The following is a 14,307-nucleotide window of genomic DNA, read 5'->3' as shown; positions in this document are numbered from 1 at the left end:
TCCGAATTGGCGCCTGGGGCGCGGGCTCGGCGAAATTTTGTTTCCCGGCTGATTACCTGCTGGAAAAGACCTTGGTCAATCAAAACACGGCGTAACATTGCTGCAATGCGGCAGATCAGCCCTCGGGCGCGTCACCCATCAGGTACCTGGGACCGCTACCATGCGCCTTGGCCCGGTCGTCGGGGTTGTAGAGCGCGCATTTCGGAAGGCTCAGACAGCCACAGCCGATGCAGCCGTCCAGATTGTCGCGCAGACGCAGCAGAGTATCGATTCGCTGGTCCAGATGCGCGCGCAGGCCGACGCTGATCTTTTTCCAATCCGCCGGCGTGGGCGTGCGGTTGTCGGGCAGCCCGGCCAGAACCTCGCGGATTTCGGGCAGGGTCAGGCCGAACTGCTGGGCGATCATCACGAAACTCAGCCGACGGATGTCGGCGCGCTGGTACCGCCGTTGACCACCCGGATTGCGCCAGGGGGAAATCAGCCCCTGCGCCTCGTAGTAGCGGATGGCGGATACCGCCAACCCCGTGCGACGCGCCAACGCGCCGATGGAAAGGCCTTCGGATGCGGGCATGATCTCCTCCCGAAAAAATCTCTTGAGCTAAAGTTAGGTTTAGGAATTACGGTGAGTCGAAACAAGCCTGTACATGAAAAGGAGACCCCATGATGGCGACGCTGGAACACACGAACTTCACCGTCCGCAACCCGCAGGCGACCGCCGCCTGGATGCAGGACGTATTCGGATGGAAGACACGCTGGGAAGGCCCGGCCATCGCGGGCGGCTATACCGTGCATGTGGGCAGCGCGCATACCTATCTGGCGCTTTACGCCCCGGCCGACCCCAAACCGTCGGGCGAAAGCAGCTATGACATCGTCGGCGGGCTGAACCATGTGGGCGTGCTGGTCGAGGACATCGACGCGACCGAGGCCAAGGTTCGCGCCGCGGGCTTCGAGCCCCACAACCACGCCGACTATGAACCCGGCCACCGGTTCTATTTCGACGATGACAACGGTATCGAGTTCGAGGTCGTTCAATATGATTGAAATGCTCTGGTTCGGCGCCGAGGCGCATCGCTGGAAACGCGGTGATCTGCTGGGGCATCGGCACAATCGGAAACCCCCACCGCCCCGACGGCGTTAAGTTGCGGATTGCAGGGGCCAAACCCCTTGGCCTCTTGCATTTCACGCCATATTTGGGTCAGGTAATTGCCAACCCATCTTTCGCCCCGACGCTGGTCTCATGCGGCGGGGCGACTCAATTTGTGCGTGGAAAAAAGAAGATATGGAAAAGATCCCCATGACGCCTGCGGGCTTTGCCGCGCTCGAGGCAGAGCTCAAGCAACTCAAGTCCGTTGAACGCCCCGCCATCATCGAGGCCATCGCCTCGGCGCGCGAACTGGGCGACCTGAAGGAAAACGCCGAATACCACTCGGCCCGCGAAAAGCAGAGCTTCATCGAAGGCCGTATCAAGGAACTGGAAGGCGTTCTGTCGCTGGCCGAGGTGATCGACCCGACCAAACTGTCGGGCGCGATCAAGTTCGGCGCCAAGGTCACCTTGGTGGACGAGGACACCGACGAGGAGAAGACCTGGCAGATCGTGGGCGAGCATGAAGCCAATATCGAAAAGGGCCTGCTGAACATCAAATCGCCCATCGCCCGCGCCCTGATCGGCAAGGAAGAAGGCGACAGCGTCGAGGTGCGCACCCCCGGCGGCGTGCGCTCGTACGAAGTGCTGAGCATCCACTACGCCTGATCGGAGCGCGCCATGTCGGGCCAAGACCCTGATCCGGACAGCAAACGCCCCACCTGGCTGGGCATCTATGACCGTCCGGGCCGCCCCAGCGTCACCGGGATCGAGATTGCGGCCGCGGCCCTCAGCCTGATCTGGCTGGTGGTGGCCGTAGCCTTTCTTGTGCTGCCCGAGCAGACGCAGGCCGGCAGTTTCATCGTGATGCTGCTGGCGGTGTTCATGCCGGTCGCGATGATCTGGGTCGCAGCGCTGGCCATGCGCGCCAGCCGCATCATGCGCGAAGAAAGCGCCCGGCTGCAGACCGCGATCGACGCGATCCGGCAGGCCTATGTATCGCAGCAACAGCGGTCGGCCAGCACCTACGAACCCGCGGTGGCCCGGAAACTGGATGAAATCGCCGCGGCCGCCCGGCACACCCAAAGCACGCTGGCCACGTTCTCCAGCAAGCGGCGGGATCTTGCGCCGCTGGCAAGACCTGCGGCACCCTCGGGCCAGACCTCATTGGAACTGGGCACTCCGGCCGAAGAGATCACGACTCCTCTGCCCACCGACATTTTCATCCGCGCGCTGAACTTTCCCGAAACCGCCGAGGATACCGAAGGCTTCAACGCCCTGCGCCGCGCGATGAAGGACCGCAAGACCGCGCAACTGGTGCAGGCCGCCGAGGACGTGCTGACTCTGCTCAGCCAGGAAGGCATCTACATGGACGACCTGCGTCCGGACATGGCCCGCCCCGAGGTCTGGCGCCAGTTCTCCAAGGGCGAACGCGGGCGTGCGGTCGCCGCGTTGGGCGGTATCCGCGACCGGTCGTGCCTGGCGCTGACCTCGGCGCGGTTGAAACAGGACCCGATCTTTCGCGATGCGGTGCACCATTTCCTGCGCCGCTTCGACACCATGATCGCCGAGTTCGAACCTCAGGCCAGCGACGCCGACCTGACCGCTTTGGGCGACACGCGCACGGCGCGCGCCTTCATGCTGCTGGGCCGAGTGGCCGGAACGTTCGACTAGCCACCGTTGGGCACGACCCACCGCATTTTCGTGGCCGAACTGAATCCGAAAAGATGCTTGAACGGGCCGGTATAGTCCTGCCCGATCGCCTGAAACCCTTCGCGCTCGTACAGGGTCCGCGCGCGCGAGTTGGTGTCGATCACGTCCAGTTGCACCTCGTGCATGCCCAACCTCCGGGCCTCGTCCTTGATCGCCCGCAGCAGCAGGGTCCCGACACCTTGCCCGCGCGCCTCGGTCGCCACGCATATGCCATCCATCTGGAACACGCCCGGCTTCAGGTCGCGCTCCAGAACGCTCAGGACAAGGCCCCGCCACAGGGCGCCGAACCAGCCATAGACCCGGGCCAGATCCGCCAGCCCGCCCTGCGTCAGCCCGCCGTCGCGGGTCTTGTACCCGGCCAGCCCCAGCATCCGCCCATCCGCATCCCGCGCCACCAAGGCGAAATCGGGGTTCAGCGCCCGTTCGAAAAAGTCCAGGCCGCGGGCGTCCGGACCCATCACGCGCGACAGTTTGCCCGAGAACGCCTGCCAGAACAGCGCGGCCGCCCGCGCGCGCTCATCAGGGGAAAACCCGCACGAGACCGAAACCGTCACAGGCCGAAACTGCCATAGGGTATGAAATGCACAGGGTCTCCGGGCTGGATGTCTTGCGCGCCGTCCGGCAGCTCGACCAGCCCTTCGGCCCAGCTGAGCCCACTGATGCGACCCGATCCTTCCGATTGAAACACCTCGACCCGGCCGTCGCGGACCCGGGCACGCAGGTATTCTCGGCGGCCCGGTTTCTTGCTCTTGGCGAACCCGGCGGGCAAGTCAAAGCCCTGCGGCTGCCGCCACCCCTCGCCCGCCATCAGGCCCAGCGCGGGCCGGGCAAAGATCAGAGTGCAGACCATCGCCGCCACCGGATTGCCCGGCAGGCCGAACACCGGCGTGCCCTGCCACAGGCCCAGCGCCAGCGGGCGGCCCGGCTTCAGCGCGATGCGCCATTCTTGCAAGGCCCCGCCGCGCGCAGCAGGGCCGAGACATGATCCTCGTCCCCGCCGAAGCGCCGCCGCTGGTCAGGATCGCGTCGGTCTGTTGCGCAGCTTGGTCCAACCGGTCCCGCAGCGCGGCCCGGTCGTCGCCCACGCGGCCCAGATCGACCGCCACAAAACCCATCCGTTGCAGCATCGCCAACAGCATTGGGCGGTTCGCATCATAGATCTGGCCCGGCCCCGCGGCCTGACCCGGATCACGCAATTCATCGCCGGTAGACAGAACCCCCACGCGCAAGGGCGTGCGGACCGGGACCTCGGCCACGCCCACCGCCGACAGCAGCGCCAGATCGGCAGGCGTCAGGCGTCGCCCGCCAGACAGAGCCAAGGCCCCGGCCTGCACGTCTTCGCCCGCCTTGCGCGTGTTGGCGCCAGCCTTCAAAGGACCGTTGAAGGCGATGTGGCCGTCCTGCACGGTCACGTCCTCTTCCAGAATGACGGTATCCACCCCCTCGGGCAGCGGCGCGCCGGTCAGAACGCGCAGCGCCTGCCCCTCCGGCACGGCCCCCGCAAACGGCACGCCCGCCGCCGCGCGTCCCTCGGCCAGCGGCAGAACATGCGGGCCCTCGGGCCGACCACCGGCAAAACCGTACCCGTCCACTGCCGTGTTGGGCAGCGGCGGATCGACCGTTGCGCGATCACGTCCCGCGCCAGAACGCGCCCGCAGGCTTGACCAACGGGCAGGGTCTCGACGCCGGCAACCGGGTGCAACCGGTCGCGCAGCAGGGCCAGCGCGTCATCGACCGGGGTCCATTCGACCCCCGGCGGCAGGGCGAAACAGTCGTTTTTCAGCGGTGGAGGCGCAATCTTTGGCATGGTCCGGTCCTCGGGCATGGTCAGGGCTGGGCCGCGGCCCCAAGCCGACCTCGGCCAGGATGAAATCGGCAATTGCAGGCGTGTCGTTCAAGTCAAAAACCGGACGGTCCAGATCCAGCGGCGTGTCGCTGGCCACCGCGCGGATCGTCGGATCGTCGGCGGCGATCAGCGGGTTTCCGGGCTGGGCGCGAAAGGCCTCGACCTTGGGGTGCGGCGCGCGCTTGTATCCCTCGACCAGCACCAGATCGACCGGGGACAGACGCGCCAGAAGGTCGTCCAACAGCGGCTCGGGCGCGCCGCGCAGCTCTTGCATCACGGCGATGCGGCGGCTGGATGCCAGCAGAACCTCTGACGCCCCGGCTGTTCGGTGGCGGTGGCTGTCGGTGCCCGGCTGGTCGACGTCAACCGCGTGGTGAGCGTGTTTGACGGTCGAGACGCTGAACCCGCGCCCGGTGATCTCGGCAACCAGCCTCTCGACCAACCCGGTCTTGCCCGCATTCTTCCAGCCGGTGACGCCGTAGACCCTCATGCCCGCTCCAACAGGTGCTGCGCCCGGATCAGATCTTCGGGCGTGTTGACGTTGAAGAACGGATCGAACGGGTCGGCCGGAAACAGCGCCTCGCGCCCGTCATGGCGGTCGGTCCACAGGACCACCTTGCGCAACCCGTCCGTCAGGGCCGCGCGCAGATCGTCGCGCAGAGCGACGGGCCACAGGCCGAAGGTCGGGTGCCGGTTCACCCGGCGGCCACCGCCCGATTTCAGCGCCTCGTCACCGGTGCGCGGCGTGGTGGCCAGAGCCAGCGGATGAGCCTGCCCCTGCGCCGCCCGCGTCAGCCGCTCGACCAGATCGCGCGGAAAGAACGGCGTGTCGGCGGCAGCGGTGACGATGCAATCAGCGCCCTGCCCCGCCGCCCAATCCAACCCGGCCAGAACGCCCGCTAACGGCCCGGCGTAACCCGCGATGCTGTCCGGCAGGACCGGCAGGCCAAGATCGGCAAAGCGCGCAGGGTCGCCATTGGCGTTCAGCGCCAGCCCGGCCACCTGCGGCGCCAACCGGTCGATCACATGCGCCAACAGGCTTTGCCCCCCCAGTTGCAGAAACCCTTTGTCTCCGCCGCCCATCCGCGTGGCCAGACCTCCGGCCAGTATGACGCCGAGGGGGCGTGATGCTTCAACTTCCATCGGCGCTTTTCCTTCGATGCTTCCTGTCCTCGACCGGGACGGTGGCCGGGTCCGCGTCGCGCAGCAGCCGGTCTTCGCCCGACAGGCAGACGAAACGTTGGCCGCGCATCCGGCCGATCAGGGTCAGGCCGACCTCGCGCGCGATTTCGACGCCCCACGCGGTAAAGCCGGACCGCGAAGCCAGAACCGGGATGCCCATCATCGCCGTCTTGATCACCATTTCCGAGGTCAGCCGCCCGGTGGTGTACAGGATCTTGTCGCCGGACGCCTCGCCTTCGGACAACATCCAGCCCGCGATCTTGTCCACCGCGTTGTGGCGGCCCACGTCCTCCATATAGACCAGCGGGCGACTCTCACGGCACAGAACCGTGCCGTGGATCGCCCCGGCCTGCAGGTACAGCGACGGCGTGCGGTTGATCTTGGCCGCCACATCATACAGCCACGAGGTGCGCACCTGAACCTGCGGCAGGCGCACGCCCTCCAGCCCCTCCATCATGTCGCCGAACACCGTGCCCACCGCGCAGCCGCTGGTGCGGGTCTTTTTCTTCAGCTTGTCCTCGTACGAGGTTTCGCGGGTCGTGCGCACCACGACGGTTTCCAGATCGTCATCGTAATCGACCCGCGTGATCTCGTCATCGGGGCGCAACATGCCCTGGTTGCGCAAAAAGCCCAGCGCCAGGTATTCCGGGTAATCGCCGATAGTCATGGCCGTCACGATCTCTTGCGAATTGAGGAAGATCGTCAGCGGGCGCTCCTCGACAACCGAGATGCGGCTGACCTCACCGTTCTGGTCCACCCCCTCGACCGCGCGGGTCAACCGCGCCGCGCCGGGATCGGGGGCGATGATGTATTCCGACAGATCGGTTTCGGTGGCCAATTGCAACCCTCTCGCTGACCCGCTACTGCTGCGCAGACCACCATAGGATCTAGCCATGGCAACCTCCACATCCAAGTCATACTATTGGCAGGGTTTTCGCGACGGGACCCCGTTCATCTTCGTGGCGGTGCCCTTCGGCACCCTGTTCGGCGTCTTCGCGACCGAGGCGGGCCTGAGCATTCTGCAGACCATGGTGTTCACCGCAGCCGTATTTGCCGGCGCCGCGCAGTTTGCATCGCTGCAGCTGCTGCAGGACGGCACACCCACGGCCATCATTCTGGTTTCGGCACTGGCCGTGAACCTGCGGATGGCCATGTATTCAGCGTCTTTGACGCCTTATCTGGGCGCGGCGCCCCTGTGGCAACGGGCCTTTGCCGCCTATCTTACGGTCGACCAATCCTATGCCTGCTCGATCGTCCAGTTCGAAAAGGAACCGGACATGTCGGTTCCGCAGCGCATGACCTATTTCATGGGGTCGGTTTCGCCGCTGGTGCCCATGTGGGTACTGGCAACCTTTATTGGCGCCTACCTGGGAACGCAGATCCCGGATAGCTGGGCACTGGATTTCGCGCTGCCGATCACCTTTCTGGCCATGATCGGCCCGATGATGCGCACTCCGGCCCATGTGGTCGCGGCTCTGGTCGCCATCGTCGTGTCGCTGCTATGCGTGGCAATCCCCTACAATCTTGGCCTGCTGATCGCGGGCTGCGCGGGCATGATGGCCGGTGCGCAGGCCGAAGTGATGCTGGAACGCAGAAAGGTGGCGTTATGACCACCCCCGATCAGACAACGGTCTGGACGATCATCGTCGGGCTGGCGATCGGCAGCTATGCCCTGCGCTTCGTGTTCATCGGCTTTGTCGGAGACCGTCCGTTGCCGCCATGGTTGCTGCGGCATCTACGCTATACGGCGGTGGCCATCCTGCCGGCCCTGATTGCCCCTCTGGTCATGTGGCCCACGGCCACCGAGGGCCAGCCGGACCTGCCGCGCATGGCCTCGGCCGTGGTTGCCCTGAGCGTCGGGTTGATCACCAAGAACGTGCTGGCCGCCATCTTTGCCGGGGCCGGCACGCTGTATGGTCTGCTGTACCTAGTTGGTTGAAGCCGCTTCCAGCTGGTTGAGCGCGGCGTTGTTGGCCGCCAGCCCCGCCTGCAGATCGGCGCTGTCGTTTTCACGATATTCGGTCGTGACGACCCCCGGAATCTGCCCGAACTGATCGGACAACTTGACCGGGTAGAAGGTGGTCTGGATCTGCTCGAACCCGGGAACCTGCTGCAGCAGCCGAGCCGTCGAGTTGGCGCAGTAGGCGCCCGGAACCGGTCCGGACTGTTTGGCCAGCTGATAGGCGATCTCGGCCTGCTGGGGGGTCACCTGGATGGTCTGGATGCGCGCATAATGCGTTTCGCGTGCGTGCGAGCTGCGATAGGCACGCTCGACCGCGGGGGTGATGCCATACAGCACGTCATCCTTGATCGGCACCACGTCGGCGCGGAACGACCCGGCGGGGTCGAAAATTACCCGCTCGCTGGCGCTGATCATCAGCGAGGTATGCGCGCCAGACCCCGTACGCGTGTTGATCATCGTGTACAGGGTCAGCGTTGAGGGCCCCGGGTCACGGTAGGATCGCGCAACGATCTCGGACTGGTCGGCCTGAGGGCGCTGCGACGTGGCACAGCCTGCGACGGTCACTGCCAGCAGGCAGGCAATCAAGATGCGAAACATGACCCGTCAGTCCGGCTTATGCCCCGAAGATCGCAAGAAACAGGGCAATGAAGCAGATCACCACGACGCTGTAGGTGGTGAATTTGATGAACCCGTTGAAGGTTTTGGTCTGGACGGTGATGTCCATCTCGCCGTGCTTGTGTTCAGCCATTTCGAAAGATTCCCAATTCGCGTGTTTGCCGGTTTGGATAAATCATATTTTCCGGCCTGTCACGACGTCAATCGCGCGCAGGTGCCCGAGTTCAGTCGCCCGCAGCCTCATCGGTGGCAAAAACCGAGCAGCCGGGATACCCAAAGCCCCACCGCCACGGCAGGCCGGTGCAGGGGCCACCTCCGAATCGGACGGCCATGAACATCGCCTCGGCGGTGATCGACATGGCCGACGTCACCTGCTCGGGCGTCATGTCGTACTGCGTGGCATAGTCCTGCGCATGCACGGCTCCGAATTCCTTGACGCAGGCGCGCAGGGCGCGGTCAGCCTCCAGCCGGGCGTCAAAACTGGCGTCGGCGGACGTGGCGCCCCCGGCGGTGTGATACGCGCGATCATGAGTCACGCAGCAGGATTCCCACGGCGGGTGGCTTTCGTAAACGGCGCGAAATCTGGGAAAGGTATCTGCCACCAGCCGCCAGCTGGACGACATGCCCCCCGAGCAGCCATCGGTTTCAAACGCGCTCAATGGTTGCCCAACCGATTGCGCGATCAAAGCCCGATGCGCGGGCATCTCGACGCCGCGCATCAGATCCTGCGCCGAAGCCGACCCGGCAAGGCAGGCGAGCAAAAGACCGAAGCTAGGGGCTTTCATCGCGCATCGCCTCGGTATCGACCGACAGGCCGAAGGTCGTGGCCAGCCACAGCAGCAAGCGCTCGCCCGGTTCCATTTCCGCGCGGACACGCAGCACTTCACGCGCCATGGCGGGGCGGTCGGTGATCAGACCGTCGACACCCATCGAGGCCATCGACGACATCTGCAGCGGGTCATTCACCGTCCAGACATAGATATCCTTGCCTGCATCATGGACCGAGCGGATCAGCCCGGGCGTGACCATCCCGGCATTCACCGCGACGAAATCGCCCTCCAGCCCGGTCAGATCGCCCACCGCCGTGGCAGCCAGAACGCCGGCGCGCCAGTCCGGGCGCAACGCTTTCATCTTCTGCACCGCCGGGTATTTGAGCGACATCGTGGCGATGTCCTGCTCCATCCCGAATTCTTCGACGATGGCAGCCACGCGGTTTTCAAGGTCGACATCATGGCCATAGTATTTCAGTTCGATGATGACCTTGGATTTGCCCTTCGCTGCCTTCAGAACCTCACGCAGGGTCGGAGTGCGCTGATCGGCATATTCGGGGTCGAACCAGCTGCCGATATCGATCTGCGCCACATCCTCCATCGTGGCATCCCAGACCTTCAGATTGACCCCGCCCAGCTTCATGAAGTCGCTGTCATGGGCCACGATCACCTCGCCGTCGGCGCTTTCTTGTACGTCGATCTCGACCCAGTCGGCCCCGTCTTCGATGGCCTTCAGCACCGCAGCCATCGTGTTTTCCGGCCGCAGCGCCGCCGCGCCCCGGTGGCCGATCACGTCGGCATGATCGGGTGCCGATATCTGGTCCAGGACGTCCTGGCTGAACCAGATCCCGGCCAGCAGGGCCACGATTGCCGCGGCAACGGTCACCAGAACCGGGGCGCGCAGATTTCCGGCTTCGGGATGGGGAAGCTCTGCCGCGCGAGGTTCAAAAAACCCATCCAGCAGAACCGCCAGCGCGCCCAGCGCCACAGCCGCCAGCACCAATCCGGCCAGAGACCACAGCCCGGCCACCAGCAGGCTGAGCGTCAGGGCAAACCGCAGGTTCGTGCCCTGTTCGAGAGGTACAAGGTGGAACAACAGGCTGGCCACGGCGGCAATCAGCGCAGCAATCGCCAGACGTATGGCCAGCCACCGTGCCAGTTCGATCTTCAACCGGCCGCGTTTGCCCTCCATTCGGCGGGCGCTTTCGGCGAAGGCGTCCGAAGGCGCAATTCCCTCGAACAGCACCAGATGCAGGGCGAGCGCCCAGGCCGACAGGCGGCGGATCAGCACCCAGGCCAACGCCAGCACCACCAGCCCGATCAGCGCGACGGCCACCTGGAAGGCGGGCGGATGGAAGGTCAGGTAATAGTTGATGTCGTATTCGGTCAGCGTCCACCACGCGATCAGGCCCGCGACCGCCACGAAAGGCACCGCTAGAACAAGCACCCGCAGAATGAAGCGCACCGCGAAGGAAAACAGCGTCGGCAGGCGCGACAGGATCAATCGCAGCGCCGACCCGCCGGCCCGCCACGGGTCGCTCTCGCCCATCCTGAGCGATCCGGCCATGACCGAAAAGACGAACACCTCGGCCAACAGGAACAGGCCCAGAATGACCACCGCCGCCACGAAGCCAACCGGCGACAGGATGAACATGGCGATGTCCTGATCGGTCAGCGCAGTTTGATCGGACAGCATCACCGCCAGGTTCACGGTGAAGGCCACGCCGGGTGCGATCAGCGCGATGAGCAGCAGACGCACCGCCAGATAGATGGGAACAAAGGTCCGGCGTCGGACCCAGGCCCCGAGATAGGCATCTGTTACGGTTGAGAAATGTGACACGCCGGCCCCTTTGAATGCTGAATTCATTCAAGGCCGCGCAGATGTGAATTGCAAGCGTGACGCTCAGCTTTCCTCAAGCTTGGCGGCCAGGCGAAAGCCGATCCGGTTGGCGGGCTTGTCCTCGACCGTTTTGGGCAGGGCGCGCAGCATGACGTTCAGCTGGCTGACATGCTGCACCAGCTGGGTGCGTGCGCCCGAACCGTCCGAGCCGTAGAAGGTGATCACGTCGGGGTCAAAATATCCCATCCCCTCGATCCGCATCACCCCGGCGTCACCGCCGGTAAAGCCCATGGCGACCTCGTGATCGGCATCGAGGGTCTGCTCGAAGTTCTGGATGTACAGGATCAGCCGCTCATACGCCCATTGGGCGGGGCTTTTGCTGTCGACCGGCTGGCGCAGGGGTTCGGGCAGATCCTTGGTGCCCGACGTGCTGTCCGGGTCAGCATGAACCTCATAGCACCGGGGCAGAGCCGCCGCTTCGGCGGCCTCGGCCGAGGTTTCGATCTTGTCCTGCATCGTCTCAACCTTTGCGCTGATACACCCATGCGCCGTCCTCACGGCGCGCCCGGGTCACGGCTCCAGTGTGATAAAGTTGGTTCAGATGCGCAACCGCTTCGACCAGCGCAAGACCGTATTCGCCGTCGCGGATCGGACGTTTGAACAGGGTCACGAAACAATCCGAGGCCGCCTTGGGCGCGTCCAGATCGTCCAGCAGGCGTGCAAGAGCGCCGTGATGGTTCTCGATCAGTTGCTTCATGCGGATCGGCAGGCCGATGAAGGGCAGCTTGTGGCCCGGCAACACCACCTGATCGGGCCGTGCCAGCTGTTGCAGGCGCTCACAGGCCTCCAGCCAGTCGGACACCGGGTCAGCCATCGGCTCGGTGGCATAGACGCCCAGGTTCGGGCTGATCGAACTGAGGATCTGGTCGCCCGAGATCACCAGGTTGTCGTCGCGGCTCCAGAACGTGGCGTGTTCGGGGGCATGGCCATTGCCCATATGCACGTCCCAGTCCCGCCCGCCCATACGGATCACGTCGCCCTGCTTGATGCGGACAAAGCCCAGAGGCATCGGATAGACCGTGTCGGCAAAATTGAAGGGCCGCTCGGACATGCGCTTGGCCAGGATCTCGGGGGCCATGCCGGCGCTGCGGTAGAATTCCAGCGTCTCTTCCGGCCAGCTCTCCTGCACGTCCAGCGTCAGCATTCGCGCAAACAGCCATGCGGTACGGCTCGAAACCAGATCGGCGCCGTGCTCCGACTGGAACCACCCGGCATTTCCGACGTGGTCGGGGTGGTGATGCGTAACCACCACCCGGGTCACCGGCTTGCCCGCAAGCGGCCCGGCCATCAGGTCGGACCACAGGCCGCGCGTCTTTTTCGATGAAATCCCGGTGTCGATCACCGTCCAGCCATCGCCGTCATCCAGCGCGTAGACATTGACGTGGTCCAGCGCCATCGGCAGCGGCAGGCGCATCCAAAGCACGCCCTCGGCGATCTCGGTGGCTTGTCCGGGCGCGGGCGGCTCGGGCCAGGGATGGCGAAACGCCGGAGGCCGCGCGCCGTCCATCACGCGGCCAGTTCGTCGGCGCTGAGCGCGAACAGGTCTTTGGCACCGATCTGCGCCTGATCCAGCAGGCCCGCGTATTCCGGCAGGCGCGCGGTGATGTAGTACCGCGCCAGCTTGGCGCGCGGACCATCCGGATCGGCCAAAGCGGCGATCAGGTGGTAATGCGCACCCAGCACGCGGGCAAAGGCGTTCAGATAGGCCACGGCCCCGGCAAAGCGATTGTTCATGTCCTCTTGCGCCACCAGCCACTCGGTCGCCTCGCGCAGGGATTCAGTCGCCTCCCATACCGGGCCGGCCAGCTCGGGCACGGTGGCGCGGGCGCGCTCGGCATGATCTTCGATCTCGTCCAGCAGGCGGGCGGCGGCTTCGCCCCCGTCCATCATCTTGCGGCCGACAAGGTCCATGGCCTGAATGCCGTTGGTCCCCTCGTAGATCGCGGTGACGCGAACATCGCGGTAATACTGCGCGGCGCCGGTTTCCTCGACATACCCCATGCCGCCATGCACCTGCAGGCCGGTCTCGGCCACGCGCATGCCGGTCTGGGTGCCGAAAGCCTTGCAGATCGGGGTCAGCAGGGCCGCCCGCGCGGCCCAGTCGGCGTTGTCGGTGGCCTTGGCCATGTCGATGGCCGCGGCATTGGCCAGCATGATCGCACGGGCGGCGAACAGGTCGGCCCGCATGTCCATCAGCATCCGGCGCACATCGGCATGATCGATGATCGTGCCCGAAGGCGTCTTGCCCTGCTTGCGTTCCAGAGCATAGGCCAACGCGTGCTGATAGGAGCCCTCGGCCGCGCCCACGCCCTGCCCGCCGACGCCGAGGCGCGCGTTGTTCATCATCGTGAACATGGCGGCCATGCCCTTGTGTTCCTGGCCCACCAGCCAGCCCTTGGCGCCGTCATACTGCATCACGCAGGTGGGCGAGCCATGCAGTCCCATCTTGTGTTCCAACGACACCACCTTCAGGTCATTCGCCACGCCCGGATTACCGTTTTCATCGGGGATGAACTTGGGCACCAGGAACAGGAAATCCCCTTGGTCCCCGGCGCGCCATCGGGCAGACGGGCCAGAACCAGGTGGCAGACATTCTCGCAGAAATCATTGTCGCCCCACGAGATGTAGATCTTCTGCCCGGTGATCGCATAGGTACCATCGCCGTTGGGTTCGGCCTTGGACGTCAGCGCGCCGACGTCAGACCCGGCCTGCGGTTCGGTCAGGTTCATCGTGCCCGACCATTCGCCCGACATCAGTTTGGGCAGGTACAGCGCCTTGAGCTCTTCGCTGGCGTGGTGTTCCAGCGCCTCGATCTGACCCTGGCTCATCAACGGGGCCAGCTGCAGCGACAGACAGGCGGCGCTCATCATCTCGTTGACGGCGGTGGTCACGGTCATGGGCAGGCCCATGCCGCCGTATTCGGGGTCACCGCTCATGCCGATCCAGCCACCCTCGGCGATCGCCTTCCAGCCATCGGCATAGCCGGGCGAGGTCCGCAGAACCCCGTTTTCCAGTCGCGCGGGGTGCAGATCGCCGGGGCGCTGCAGGGGGGCCATCACCTCTTCGCACATCTTGCCGGCCTCGGACAGAATGGCGCTGACCACGTCCGGGGTGGCCTCGGCGAATTTCTCGGTCGCGGCGACGTCCTTGAACCCCACCACCTTGTCCATCAGGAACTCGTAATCAGTGACAGGAGCGCGATATGGCATGGTTTCCCCCGGAAATCGTGTGTCGGTC

At 65.1% G+C, this 14,307-nt stretch carries 15 protein-coding genes and 3 pseudogenes; 5 read left to right on the top strand and 13 right to left on the bottom strand.

What is annotated here, in order from left to right; translation table 11 throughout:
* Positions 1 to 115: 115 nt before the first annotated feature.
* Positions 116 to 571, bottom strand: a complete 456-nt coding sequence (gene soxR / locus ACR3EK_RS00195) for a redox-sensitive transcriptional activator SoxR (RefSeq protein ID WP_170342262.1) — start codon at positions 569 to 571, stop codon at positions 116 to 118.
* 89 nt (positions 572 to 660) lie between these two features.
* On the opposite strand from soxR, the gene ACR3EK_RS00190 reads away from it, so the two are divergent.
* From ACR3EK_RS00190 to ACR3EK_RS00180, 3 genes are all read left to right on the top strand, one after another.
* On the top strand, positions 661 to 1,041 hold the full coding sequence (locus ACR3EK_RS00190; protein ID WP_170406821.1) for a VOC family protein: 381 nt from the start codon (positions 661 to 663) through the stop codon (positions 1,039 to 1,041).
* Positions 1,042 to 1,279: 238 nt separating this feature from the next.
* Positions 1,280 to 1,750, top strand: a complete 471-nt coding sequence (greA, locus tag ACR3EK_RS00185; protein ID WP_480632384.1) for a transcription elongation factor GreA — start codon at positions 1,280 to 1,282, stop codon at positions 1,748 to 1,750.
* Between the two features lie 12 nt (positions 1,751 to 1,762).
* The gene (locus ACR3EK_RS00180) at positions 1,763 to 2,755 is read left to right on the top strand and encodes a hypothetical protein (RefSeq protein ID WP_480632383.1); all 993 of its coding nucleotides are present in this window, start codon (positions 1,763 to 1,765) and stop codon (positions 2,753 to 2,755) included.
* On the opposite strand, the gene ACR3EK_RS00175 is transcribed toward ACR3EK_RS00180, so the two are convergent.
* From ACR3EK_RS00175 to ACR3EK_RS00155, 5 genes and pseudogenes are all read right to left on the bottom strand, one after another.
* Positions 2,752 to 3,348, bottom strand: coding sequence for a GNAT family N-acetyltransferase (locus ACR3EK_RS00175; RefSeq protein ID WP_480632382.1), 597 nt, complete (start codon positions 3,346 to 3,348; stop codon positions 2,752 to 2,754). The genes ACR3EK_RS00180 and ACR3EK_RS00175 overlap by 4 nt on opposite strands.
* Positions 3,345 to 4,601 (bottom strand): annotated as a pseudogene (locus ACR3EK_RS00170) (molybdopterin-binding protein). The gene ACR3EK_RS00175 and the pseudogene ACR3EK_RS00170 overlap by 4 nt, the downstream one beginning before the upstream one ends.
* A gap of 40 nt (positions 4,602 to 4,641) precedes the next feature.
* Positions 4,642 to 5,130 (bottom strand): annotated as a pseudogene (mobB, locus tag ACR3EK_RS00165) (molybdopterin-guanine dinucleotide biosynthesis protein B); the annotation flags it as partial.
* The gene (gene mobA, locus ACR3EK_RS00160) at positions 5,127 to 5,783 is read right to left on the bottom strand and encodes a molybdenum cofactor guanylyltransferase MobA (RefSeq protein ID WP_170367600.1); all 657 of its coding nucleotides are present in this window, start codon (positions 5,781 to 5,783) and stop codon (positions 5,127 to 5,129) included. The pseudogene mobB and the gene mobA, both read right to left, overlap by 4 nt.
* Entirely contained in the window at positions 5,773 to 6,717 is a 945-nt protein-coding gene (locus tag ACR3EK_RS00155; protein WP_480632381.1) for a formate dehydrogenase accessory sulfurtransferase FdhD, read from the bottom strand. Before ACR3EK_RS00155 ends, mobA begins: the two co-directional genes overlap by 11 nt.
* Between ACR3EK_RS00155 and ACR3EK_RS00150 the strand changes: the two genes are divergently transcribed.
* Positions 6,716 to 7,432 carry an AzlC family ABC transporter permease gene (locus ACR3EK_RS00150; protein ID WP_170342980.1) on the top strand — a complete coding sequence of 239 codons (717 nt, stop codon included), beginning with the start codon at positions 6,716 to 6,718 and terminating at the stop codon, positions 7,430 to 7,432. The two genes, ACR3EK_RS00155 and ACR3EK_RS00150, sit on opposite strands and share 2 nt — an antisense overlap.
* A complete protein-coding gene (locus ACR3EK_RS00145; protein WP_170342269.1) occupies positions 7,429 to 7,761 on the top strand; it encodes an AzlD domain-containing protein in 333 nt (110 codons plus the stop codon). The genes ACR3EK_RS00150 and ACR3EK_RS00145 overlap by 4 nt, the downstream gene beginning before the upstream one ends.
* Here the strand turns inward: ACR3EK_RS00145 and ACR3EK_RS00140 are convergent.
* From ACR3EK_RS00140 to ACR3EK_RS00110, 7 genes and pseudogenes are all read right to left on the bottom strand, one after another.
* Positions 7,750 to 8,382 (bottom strand): hypothetical protein, encoded by a 633-nt coding sequence (locus tag ACR3EK_RS00140; protein WP_093963529.1) that lies wholly within the window; start codon positions 8,380 to 8,382, stop codon positions 7,750 to 7,752. The two genes, ACR3EK_RS00145 and ACR3EK_RS00140, sit on opposite strands and share 12 nt — an antisense overlap.
* 16 nt (positions 8,383 to 8,398) lie before the next feature.
* On the bottom strand, positions 8,399 to 8,533 hold the full coding sequence (locus ACR3EK_RS00135) for an aa3-type cytochrome c oxidase subunit IV (RefSeq protein ID WP_093963530.1): 135 nt from the start codon (positions 8,531 to 8,533) through the stop codon (positions 8,399 to 8,401).
* A gap of 91 nt (positions 8,534 to 8,624) precedes the next feature.
* A complete protein-coding gene (locus tag ACR3EK_RS00130) occupies positions 8,625 to 9,185 on the bottom strand; it encodes a hypothetical protein (RefSeq protein WP_480632380.1) in 561 nt (186 codons plus the stop codon).
* Positions 9,172 to 11,037, bottom strand: a complete 1,866-nt coding sequence (locus ACR3EK_RS00125) for a glycerophosphodiester phosphodiesterase family protein (protein WP_480632379.1) — start codon at positions 11,035 to 11,037, stop codon at positions 9,172 to 9,174. The genes ACR3EK_RS00130 and ACR3EK_RS00125 overlap by 14 nt, the downstream gene beginning before the upstream one ends.
* Positions 11,038 to 11,073: 36 nt before the next feature.
* Positions 11,074 to 11,526, bottom strand: coding sequence for a DUF6173 family protein (locus ACR3EK_RS00120; RefSeq protein WP_170342276.1), 453 nt, complete (start codon positions 11,524 to 11,526; stop codon positions 11,074 to 11,076).
* 4 nt (positions 11,527 to 11,530) lie between these two features.
* Entirely contained in the window at positions 11,531 to 12,577 is a 1,047-nt protein-coding gene (locus tag ACR3EK_RS00115) for an MBL fold metallo-hydrolase (RefSeq protein ID WP_170452200.1), read from the bottom strand.
* Positions 12,577 to 14,279 (bottom strand): annotated as a pseudogene (locus tag ACR3EK_RS00110) (acyl-CoA dehydrogenase). The gene ACR3EK_RS00115 and the pseudogene ACR3EK_RS00110 overlap by 1 nt, the downstream one beginning before the upstream one ends.
* Between the last annotated feature and the right edge of the window lie 28 nt (positions 14,280 to 14,307).

The sequence above is a fragment of the Ruegeria sp. BC8 genome (assembly GCF_056535705.1).
Note: the sequence above shows the minus strand (reverse complement) of the source record. Positions and strands in the feature narration are given on the sequence as shown.

Excerpts from the sequence above, each read along its gene's own strand:
- ACR3EK_RS00140 (WP_093963529.1), bottom strand. The coding sequence starts at position 8,382 with ATGTTTCGCATCTTGATTGCCTGCCTGCTGGCAGTGACCGTCGCAGGC.
- ACR3EK_RS00120 (WP_170342276.1), bottom strand. The coding sequence starts at position 11,526 with ATGCAGGACAAGATCGAAACCTCGGCCGAGGCCGCCGAAGCGGCGGCT.
- ACR3EK_RS00150 (WP_170342980.1), top strand. The coding sequence starts at position 6,716 with ATGGCAACCTCCACATCCAAGTCATACTATTGGCAGGGTTTTCGCGAC.
- mobA (WP_170367600.1), bottom strand. The coding sequence starts at position 5,783 with ATGGAAGTTGAAGCATCACGCCCCCTCGGCGTCATACTGGCCGGAGGT.
- ACR3EK_RS00145 (WP_170342269.1), top strand. The coding sequence starts at position 7,429 with ATGACCACCCCCGATCAGACAACGGTCTGGACGATCATCGTCGGGCTG.
- soxR (WP_170342262.1), bottom strand. The coding sequence starts at position 571 with ATGCCCGCATCCGAAGGCCTTTCCATCGGCGCGTTGGCGCGTCGCACG.
- ACR3EK_RS00130 (WP_480632380.1), bottom strand. The coding sequence starts at position 9,185 with ATGAAAGCCCCTAGCTTCGGTCTTTTGCTCGCCTGCCTTGCCGGGTCG.
- ACR3EK_RS00190 (WP_170406821.1), top strand. The coding sequence starts at position 661 with ATGATGGCGACGCTGGAACACACGAACTTCACCGTCCGCAACCCGCAG.
- ACR3EK_RS00115 (WP_170452200.1), bottom strand. The coding sequence starts at position 12,577 with ATGGACGGCGCGCGGCCTCCGGCGTTTCGCCATCCCTGGCCCGAGCCG.
- ACR3EK_RS00135 (WP_093963530.1), bottom strand. The coding sequence starts at position 8,533 with ATGGCTGAACACAAGCACGGCGAGATGGACATCACCGTCCAGACCAAA.
- ACR3EK_RS00125 (WP_480632379.1), bottom strand. The coding sequence starts at position 11,037 with ATGAATTCAGCATTCAAAGGGGCCGGCGTGTCACATTTCTCAACCGTA.
- ACR3EK_RS00180 (WP_480632383.1), top strand. The coding sequence starts at position 1,763 with ATGTCGGGCCAAGACCCTGATCCGGACAGCAAACGCCCCACCTGGCTG.
- greA (WP_480632384.1), top strand. The coding sequence starts at position 1,280 with ATGGAAAAGATCCCCATGACGCCTGCGGGCTTTGCCGCGCTCGAGGCA.
- ACR3EK_RS00155 (WP_480632381.1), bottom strand. The coding sequence starts at position 6,717 with ATGGCTAGATCCTATGGTGGTCTGCGCAGCAGTAGCGGGTCAGCGAGA.